7 protein-coding genes and 1 pseudogene are annotated in these 8,550 nt (G+C 62.8%); 2 read left to right on the forward strand and 6 right to left on the reverse strand.

Features of this window, described 5'->3' with window-relative positions; all coding sequences use genetic code 11:
• Positions 1-41 precede the first annotated feature (41 nt).
• From HWX48_RS11060 to HWX48_RS11075, 4 genes are all read right to left on the reverse strand, one after another.
• Positions 42-572 carry a dihydrofolate reductase gene (locus HWX48_RS11060; RefSeq protein WP_175957555.1) on the reverse strand — a complete coding sequence of 177 codons (531 nt, stop codon included), beginning with the start codon at positions 570-572 and terminating at the stop codon, positions 42-44.
• Positions 569-1,372, reverse strand: a complete 804-nt coding sequence (locus HWX48_RS11065; protein ID WP_175957557.1) for a thymidylate synthase — start codon at positions 1,370-1,372, stop codon at positions 569-571. The genes HWX48_RS11060 and HWX48_RS11065 overlap by 4 nt, the downstream gene beginning before the upstream one ends.
• Positions 1,373-1,516: 144 nt before the next feature.
• Positions 1,517-1,930 (reverse strand): OsmC family protein, encoded by a 414-nt coding sequence (locus HWX48_RS11070; protein WP_175957559.1) that lies wholly within the window; start codon positions 1,928-1,930, stop codon positions 1,517-1,519.
• A gap of 71 nt (positions 1,931-2,001) precedes the next feature.
• Complete coding sequence (locus tag HWX48_RS11075) at positions 2,002-2,490, reverse strand: DUF2505 domain-containing protein (RefSeq protein WP_175957561.1); 489 nt, start codon at positions 2,488-2,490, stop codon at positions 2,002-2,004.
• Positions 2,491-2,554: 64 nt separating this feature from the next.
• Between HWX48_RS11075 and HWX48_RS11080 the strand changes: the two genes are divergently transcribed.
• Positions 2,555-4,015 (forward strand): sensor histidine kinase, encoded by a 1,461-nt coding sequence (locus tag HWX48_RS11080; protein ID WP_175957563.1) that lies wholly within the window; start codon positions 2,555-2,557, stop codon positions 4,013-4,015.
• Between the two features lie 97 nt (positions 4,016-4,112).
• On the opposite strand, the gene HWX48_RS11085 is transcribed toward HWX48_RS11080, so the two are convergent.
• Positions 4,113-4,361: a WhiB family transcriptional regulator gene (locus tag HWX48_RS11085; protein ID WP_175957565.1), complete on the reverse strand. Its 249-nt coding sequence runs from the start codon at positions 4,359-4,361 to the stop codon at positions 4,113-4,115.
• Positions 4,362-4,542: 181 nt separating this feature from the next.
• Positions 4,543-8,103 (reverse strand): FtsK/SpoIIIE domain-containing protein, encoded by a 3,561-nt coding sequence (locus HWX48_RS11090; protein ID WP_175957567.1) that lies wholly within the window; start codon positions 8,101-8,103, stop codon positions 4,543-4,545.
• A 139-nt stretch (positions 8,104-8,242) separates the two neighbouring features.
• Here HWX48_RS11090 and HWX48_RS11095 point away from each other — a divergent pair.
• Positions 8,243-8,550 (forward strand): annotated as a pseudogene (locus tag HWX48_RS11095) (hypothetical protein); the annotation flags it as partial.

The following is an 8,550-nucleotide window of genomic DNA, read 5'->3' on the forward strand; positions in this document are numbered from 1 at the left end:
CCGATAGGCGACATGGCAGTGCGGACGGCAAAGTGTGGGTCTTAGCCTCGCACCCAGGTCGTCACCTTCCAGCGGGCATCGCCTGACACCTCACGCCATTCCATGTCTGAACGTTCGGGGTCAGGACGCCACACGGAGGGATCAATTCGGGGCGCGCGCACGAGGGGCGTATCCTCAGGCAGGCCAGCGGTCACATCCACATCCAGGTCCGTCACCACCAGCTCATCAACGATCTCCATGGCCTCGGCATACACGGCCCCGCCACCTGTCACCCAGACGACGTCCACACCATCAGCCGCAGCGCGCTGAGTGGCCACGCTCAAGGCCTCACCCAGGGAATGGACAACCACGGCGCCCTCGGCCACATAGTCACGCGAGCGGGTAATGACAATATTCAGGCGGCCCGGCAGTGCCCCACCCAAAGCCTCCCACGAGGCGCGGCCCATAATAATCGGCGCCCCCATCGTCGTCTTCTTAAAGTGGGCGAAATCGGCCGGAACATGCCAGCACATATCCGTGCCCGTGCCCAAGACTCCCGTGCGGTCCTGAGCCCAAATACTTGCAACAATCACACTGCCACCGGAGCCTTAATCGTGGGGTGGTGCTCGTAACCGTCCACCACAACATCTTCAAAATCGTAGTCAAACATGGACGCTGCCTTGCGTAGCGCCAAGGTGGGGAAGGGGTAGGGATCGCGTGAGAGCTGCTCGCGCACCTGCTCCATATGGTTGGAGTAAATGTGGCAATCCCCGCCCGTCCACACAAAGTCACCGACCTCCAGGCCAGCCTGCTGAGCAAACATGTGGGTCAGCAGGGAGTAGGAGGCAATATTAAAGGGCACGCCCAAGAACATGTCGGCACTGCGCTGATACAACTGCAGGCTCAAACGCCCATCAGCTACATGCAGCTGGAAGAACGCATGGCAGGGTTCCAGAGCCATCTGCGGCAGGGCGCCGACATTCCACGCTGACACCAGCATACGGCGCGAATCCGGGTTCGTTCGCAAAGTCTCGAGCACCTGCGAAATCTGATCGATGGAGTGCCCATTGGCATCCATCCATGATCGCCACTGCACTCCGTACACCGGGCCCAGATTGCCGTCCTCGTCAGCCCACTCATTCCAAATACGGATGCCATTGTCCTGCAGCCACCGCACATTGGAATCCCCTCGCAGGAACCACAGGAGTTCACCCACGATGGACTTCATATGGACGCGCTTGGTGGTGATCAGCGGAAAACCCTTCGACAGGTCGTAGCGCAGCTGCGCGCCAAAGAGCGAGGTCGTGCCCGTACCCGTGCGGTCACCCTTGGGGGTTCCTTCGCGAAGGATGCGTTCTAATAGGTCCTCGTATTGACGGTCAATGACGGTCACAGTGGTCTCCTCTACTTCGCGCACGTGCGCGCACGGCGCGCATCCTCATACGCGCAGCCGTACCCTCCCAGCCTAGCAACGATGAGGGGCGCGACCCCTACGGTCACGCCCCTCGATCAGAAGTGTCTCAGTAGGCAGCCAGCCTCACTCTGCGACCTGCTCAGAGGTGAAGACGTGAGTGTACGGGGTGGCCTTCGCGAGGGTGTGGGCGATGGTGCAGTTGCGATTGATTGCGCCCTCTGCGCGGCGCAGCAGCGCAGCCTTTTCGTCCTCACTGAGGGAGGACATGTCCTGGATGAGCTCCACGGTGAAGGACTCGAACTGGTCGGCGTCCTCGTTGTATTCACCGCCAACGGTGGTGATCTGCGCGAAATCTTCACCGAGGGCACCTTGCATGCGCACGTCAGAGGACATGGCGTTGCAGCCAGCCAAGGCGAGCTTGAGCAGGTCACCGGGGGAGAATTCACCTTCGCCAGAGCCGATGGCAACCTCGGCGCCGCGAGCATTACGAGCGACATAGCGGCGGGTGCCAACACGTTCCAAGTACAGCATTGCCATAAGAACTCCTCAAAAGTGTCTGTGATGATGGCAGAAAACTCAGCACCTGAAGGTGCAGGTGGAGCAAAATCCTACTCCGCTTGCTCCAGCCAGCGCTCGGCGAATTCTTCTTCCTTGCGGGCAAAAAGAGCCATCTGCTCTTCCAGCTTCTGCTCGATACGTCCACCCAGGAAGGGGATCGACACCGTCAATTCCCCCGTGATTGTGCGGCGCGTGACCCCATCGTCTTCAACGCACAGCGACTGAGAGGACATGCGAATGGGCAGTCCTGGGAAATCGCCCACACCCTCGCCGGACAGGGTCTGGTCTGAGGCCATCTCCCATGTTTCCGTGAGGGTAATAACAGTGTCTGAAGGGACGAAACGGTTTGCGGGCTCGGGAAGCAACGTGGCATCCACGGGCACGCGGGACACGATCGCGCGAGGGTTGGCGCGGTCAGCCTCGACCTGCGCATTGACTCGGGCGGCAGCGAAACGTCCGCGCGTGTAGTCGACGTTGGTGAGCATCTTCTCAACGGCGGCGATGGGGGCGGGGTAGGTGATGGTGTGCTCGAAACGCATGGGAACTCCGGGGAAAGTGGGTGGACATTCTTCACTGCGGGCGAGGCCCTACTACAGTGGGGCTATGCGTAGTCTGAAGCAACTGGTCGAGAGTGCCACGGCAAAACCACTGCCCGAAGAAGATCTTAACTGGCTTCACCTTCTTCTTGCCGACTGGCAGGTGCTTGCTGACCTTGCGGCAGCTGACCTTGTTTTGTGGGTGCCGACGGACCAGGGGCGTTTTATTGCGATCGCGCACTGCCGTCCGGGTACGTCCTCGACGGTTCATGTGGATGACATTATTGGCCTCTACCTTCCTTCCGCGCGTGAGGCGGCCTTGCGTGAGGCCATGGAGACGGGCGAGGTGATCCGCTCGGCGACGGCCCGCTGGGCAGGTACGTACACTGTCAGTGAGGTGTGCGTGCCCGTTTATCGAGGTGGTCGCGTGATTGCGGTCATTACGCGGGAGACGAATATTGCCTCGCCGCGTTTGGCGACCGGCTTTGAGCAGTGGGGGCAGCGTGCTTCCGATCAACTGTGCGCGATGATCGCCCGGGGCGAGTACCCCTATGATTCGACTCCGGCGACGGCTGTCAGTGGCGCTCCGCGTGTGAGTGACGGCGTCATTGTCATTGACCGTGAGGGCGTCATTTTGCATCGCACGCCCCCGGCGGTGTCGTGTATGCGCCGTCTGGGTATTCGCCATTCCATGACGGGCAGGATCCTTGCTGAAGAGATCACCGATGTCATGATTGACTCCCCGACGGTGGATGAGGGGACGCCTCTGGTCATTATGGGCAGGGCGTCGTGGACCACCGAGATTGCCGCTCATTCCTCGTCCATTACGATGCGTGCCCTGCCACTCCTTGAGGATGGGCATCGCGTGGGGGCCGTCATTTTGACCCGTGACGTGTCAGAAAAGCGCCTCCATGAGCAAGAGCTCATTACGAAGGACGCGACCATTCGGGAAATCCACCACCGCGTGAAGAACAATCTTCAGCGCGTGTCGGCGCTGCTGCGCCTCCAGTCGCGTCGCTCCGATCAGGAGGCCGTCAAGGTTGCTTTGGCTGAGGCTGAGCGCCGTGTGCAGGCTATCGCTACCGTGCACGAGGCTCTGTCGCAAAACGTTGACGAGAGCGTGAATTTTGACGAGGTCCTGCGGTCGATCCTGCGCATGGTGGGCGCGGTCTCGTCAACGGATCACGCGGTGGAGGTCATTACCACCGGGAGTTTCGGTAGCCTGGGCGCCGATCATGCGCAGGCTCTGGCGACTATCCTGAACGAGCTGGTGGCGAATTCGATTGAGCATGGTCTGAAGGATCGCGATGGCACGGTGTGGGTGGACGCCGAACGCATTAACGGCTCTTTGGTGATCACTGTTGCGGATAATGGCGTGGGTTTTGAGCCGGGCACGCCGATGTCGGGCTTGGGTACCCAGATTGTCAATCAGATGGTGCGCGGTGAATTGCGTGGCACGATCGAGTGGGATCTGCGTCCTGAGGGTGGCACGATTGTCACCTTGCGTGTGCGTGATGGGCATGCGTGAGCCATTGCGGCGGTACGGCGCGTAAAGACACCTGTGGGCCTGCATCGTGCGTTATGCACGTGATGCAGGCCCACAGGTGAAAAGGGCTCACCCTGTTTCAGGAGGCGCGACGGGCGCGAGCGGTGCGGCGCTTGAGAGAGCGACGTTCTTCTTCGCTCATGCCACCCCAGACTCCTGAATCCTGGTTGTTCTCGATTGCCCATTGCAGGCAGACTGCCTTGACGGAGCAGGTATTGCATACGGCTTTCGCTTCAGCAGCCTGTGCAACGGCAGGTCCGGTATTCCCAATGGGGAAAAAGAGTTCAGGGTCGACGCTCAGGCAGGCCGCTTCACTCCGCCAGTCCATGGTGGTGTACTCCGTTCACACAATGAAGTCTCTGTCGATGGGACAGATTCTCGGTAAGAGGCAAAAACAACTAGCGTCAAGTCTTGTCTATTCAAGCGGGCCAGGCAATAGCAATGAGAAGGAAAATGAAGGTCAGCGGTGTGTAAATCGTCACGTTAGGCAGGTGGTGGTGAAACGCACCTCATCGTGGCATTTTATCTTCAACAAGAAGGCAACGTTCGAGTATTCCGTGGTGCCAGATGATGCCGCTGCGGGCGTCTCGGCACGGGCGCGCGATCCAGGGGTGAGCCCCTCCTGCTTTCATCGCCAACGCCCGGCTGACCTCCTCTCGTGGAGCTAAGGCGATAATGACCGGCGAGGTCGAAGCCGCCAGCTGCGTCCACTGCTGCACAGGAAGGATTGTGGGTCCTTCCTCCTCATTCCTTAGGAGGCCAAGGGCTTCAGCGTGGGCGTTGGCGCCGTCGCCAATGAGGGTGATGTCCTCGGCGGCAGGAAGGCTGATTGTTTCGAGGGGTGCTCCGATGAGCAGTTGCGCTCGCGGCTTGGGTGGCCGTGTTGATCTCTCTGGCGAGGTGCTCGCCCCCTCTTCCGTTGGGCAATCCCCCTCGCTCCGACCGTGGTGGCCGTCAGAGGCGTCGAGTTCGCTACGCATGGGGGAGCGGACGCGCCAGGCTGCGGGGGCGTGCGTGGCTGCGGGGGCGTGAGTGGGCGTTGGGGTGTGCGCGGTTGCTGGGGTCGAGGTGGTGGCTGAGTGTTCCTCGGCCGCACGGTGCGTGAGGAATAGGGGATACAGGCTGAGGGGGAGTTGCACCTGGGGCCAGGATTGGCCCTCAACGCTGAGGGGGTGGTCGGTGGCAGCCTCGGGGGCACTAAGGAGCAGGGCGCGCCCGGGGAGAGCCTCGGTGGGGTGTGCGCGCGTCGCGCCAATGCGTTGGAGTTCATGGTCGTGATGGGCGATGAGCAGGCGGTAGCTCATGACGCCGCTTTCGCGATCCCAGAGACTGGGCTGTTCAGGATGGCCGATGACGAGGGTGAGGCCGTGGCCGTGGCCGTGGGCGCTGTGGAGCATCTGATTCCACAGGCTGTGGGCGGCGGCGGTGCCGATGTCTCGTTCAAGGGCGCGCAGGAGGGCGGGCTGGTCTTCAATGGCGATGATGCTGGGGCCGTGGGCCTCAGCCTCGTGGAGGAGGTGGGCGATGCTGACGCCGTCCTCCACAGGCAGAAGGCTGGCGGGGCGAGCGTGGGCATTGCGGGTGCGGGACGACTGGCTAGAGCCCGCTGCCTCAGCGTCAGCTGCGCCCCTCCACAGGGAGGGGTCGACGCTGCACACGTGGAGAGGCCTGCCCATCTCGGCGGCGATTGCGCTGGCCAGGGCCCTGACAGCGGCGGCGATGGAGGCGCTATTGCGGCGTGAGCCTTCGATGCGGATATGCCCGCCCACCCAGCGCAGGGGAGAGTGCAGGCCTTGCGCGATACCGTCAACGAGGCCGATGCCGATACCCTCCTCAGCGGAGGAAAGAGCAACCTCGCTCCAGGGCAGGTCCTCGGGGAGATCCTTGGCCCACAGCGGTGGCGTCCCAGCGGACAGGGGCGTGCAGGAGTGATGCCAGTGCTCGGAAAGGCCGTCAATGACACGACCAGGGTGAGGAATCCACGCGCATTGGATCTCCCCCTGATCGGAGAGGATCGCCCTGCCGGGGATGCGGGGTAGCTGCGCGGCAGCTGAACTGTGGATGAGCAGCTGTGAGGCGGATTCCTCTCGGCAGCGCAGGGCAAGGCGCAGGTCAATATTGGCCAGGAGTCCAGGGGTGAGGGCCTGATCGGGGCGCTGTGTAGCCAGCAGAATATGCAGTCCCAAGGAGCGCCCCTGCGCGGCCATGCTCATGAGCAGCTGGAAGGCTTCGGGGTGCTGGGCGGACAGGGCCGTGAACTCATCGCAGGCCAGGAGGACGCGCGGTGGAGCAGGGTGGGGGTAGGCGCCAGCGAGGGCGGCAGCCTCCCACTGGGCGAGGTCACTAAATCCGGCCTGGGCGAGGTCGTGTTCGCGTTGGCGCAGGAGGGTGCGCACACCCACGAGGGCGCGCTCGGTGCGGGAGGGGTGAAGGTCGGTCAGAGTGGCCTCGACATGGGGCAGTCCCGCGAGGGCCGCAAAGGTGGCACCCCCTTTGTAATCAATGAGGACCATCCGCAGCTGGGCTGGGGAGTAGCGCGCTGCCAAGCCAATAATCCAGGTCAGCAGGGCAACGGACTTGCCCGATCCGGTGGTTCCGACGATGACCGCGTGGGGGCCGTGGGCAACCATATCCACTGTCACAGGCCCCGCAGCGCCTAGCCCAAGACCGATGGAGAGGCTGCCCGTGGGGTTGGGCTCATCGGGGCGCTCAAGGAATCCTAGAGAGTGCGCCTCCACACTGTCGGGCAGGAGTCCTGCCCCGTGGGTGTCTGCTTCGCTGCGGAAACACTGCTCGATCCACGTCCAGGACACTGCGGCCGCAGCGGGCAGGGGGTAGTCCCACCATGCGCCGAGGTCATCTAGGTCGCGGGCAACGCCAATATGCGCAATATCTGGGGCCAGGTGATCTGCGCAGAAGGGGCAGTGGGCGGAAGCAAGAAGATGCACAGTTCGAGCGCCATTCCCGCAGATCAAAAGGTGCGGGTGTGGTGTCGCTTCGGCGCTGGCGAATGGGCGGGAGGCAAAGAAATCCTCGCAGGCCGGGTCGACACTGATGGTGCATCCGCCCGAGGGGAGGCTCGCAAAAGCTGCGAGATAGAGGGCATACGGTAGCGGATCCGCGCCGTGGACCGCCGGATAGTGCGAGGAAAGAGCCGACTGTGTTCCTCGGGAGGAGGATGTTGGGGCGGTGGCCTCGTTCCACAGGTCCACAACGAGGCTCCCGCTGCCACGCCCGAAGTGCGCCACTGCCTCCGAGGTGCGACTCGCCTTGCCCGAGGCGCCCGTCAGCACTCGTAGGGGCAAGATCAGCGCGCCCGAGAGGGGAGTGTGGGGCAACGAAGTGTGAGGGAGCGAGGTGTGGGGAAGCACCTGCCCCGAGGCATGCGCTTCCTTATGGGCCAGGGTAAGGAGCACTGCCGCCGGGTCCTTCCACAGGCGCTCATTCGCCCGCGTCGGAGTGCCACGCCTCCTGCGCCACCAGAGCGCGCTCGCAATAAGGACCATCACCACTACAACACTTCCTGGCACAACTACCCATAGCCACGAGCTCTCCTCAGACGAGGTCCCCCAAAAGCCCAGGACGCGGCGTAGCGTAAGGATCAAGGACGCAAGAAGCATGAACGCTCCCACGAAAGGCATGACCCTCATACCTGATCGCGAACCTTCTGGAGTTGGGGCGCTCGGCAGAGGAAAGAGCCTTGGACGCCCTCGTAGCTCCCAGCGTGACGCCCCCACCTCAAGGGCGTGCCCGCCTCTAGCACGACGAGGGCGACGCGGCACTAAAGCCCGGCGGCCCCAGCGGCCTCGGAGCGCACTGCCATTGACTGATCCCAGATCATGCAGGCGCACCCCCTCTTTTTCGGGACGAAGCAGCAGGTGCTCCCGGGAGATCAGAGGGTCGGTGACCGCCGGGCAGGTCCGCCCGAAGGTGACACGCGCGTGGGAAGAGGGGGAGGGCAGGGCAAGGACCGCACCTCGATCTGGCCCGTACACGCACGCCAAATGCCACGAGGCCGACAGGGCATCGCGAGGAGCTTGAGCGTTATCAGGAGCCGGAAAAGCGTTCACCCTTCCAGTCTTGCCGCACAAGCGCGGGAAAAGAAACGCACAAGCAAAGCTGTGGATAACTCCAGTGGAAGCGTCCCCGCGGGGCGGAGAGGGATCTCTCCACCCGGCGGGGACATGCGTTCACGCGCAAGGTGACACAATGGATCCCATGCATGCTGACGCTTTTGATTTTGATGCTCTTGCCGCCGACAGCCCCCACCAGCAGGCCCCGCTGCCTGAGGAAGCCCGCCGTCAGCACGCCGAACTGAGCATGCAGATTGAGCGCCTACGCCACGAGTACTACGACGCGCTCGCGGCCTCGGATGGCGCCGAGGTGGAGCTTTCCGAATCGGATGCCGCCTACGACGCCCTCTTTGAGGACCTCAAGCAGCTTGAAGAGCAATTCCCCGCCCTCATCACCCCCGCCTCCCCGACGCAGACGGTGGGTGGTTCGCGGACCAATACCTT

This window comes from Schaalia sp. Marseille-Q2122 (assembly GCF_903645355.1).
GTDB lineage: Bacteria > Actinomycetota > Actinomycetes > Actinomycetales > Actinomycetaceae > Pauljensenia.

What these genes read in the sequence shown, in the direction of transcription:
- HWX48_RS11070 (WP_175957559.1), bottom strand. Translation starts at nt 1,930, where the DNA reads ATGGCAATGCTGTACTTGGAACGTGTTGGCACCCGCCGCTATGTCGCT.
- HWX48_RS11075 (WP_175957561.1), bottom strand. Translation starts at nt 2,490, where the DNA reads ATGCGTTTCGAGCACACCATCACCTACCCCGCCCCCATCGCCGCCGTT.
- HWX48_RS11085 (WP_175957565.1), bottom strand. Translation starts at nt 4,361, where the DNA reads ATGGACTGGCGGAGTGAAGCGGCCTGCCTGAGCGTCGACCCTGAACTC.
- HWX48_RS11080 (WP_175957563.1), top strand. Translation starts at nt 2,555, where the DNA reads ATGCGTAGTCTGAAGCAACTGGTCGAGAGTGCCACGGCAAAACCACTG.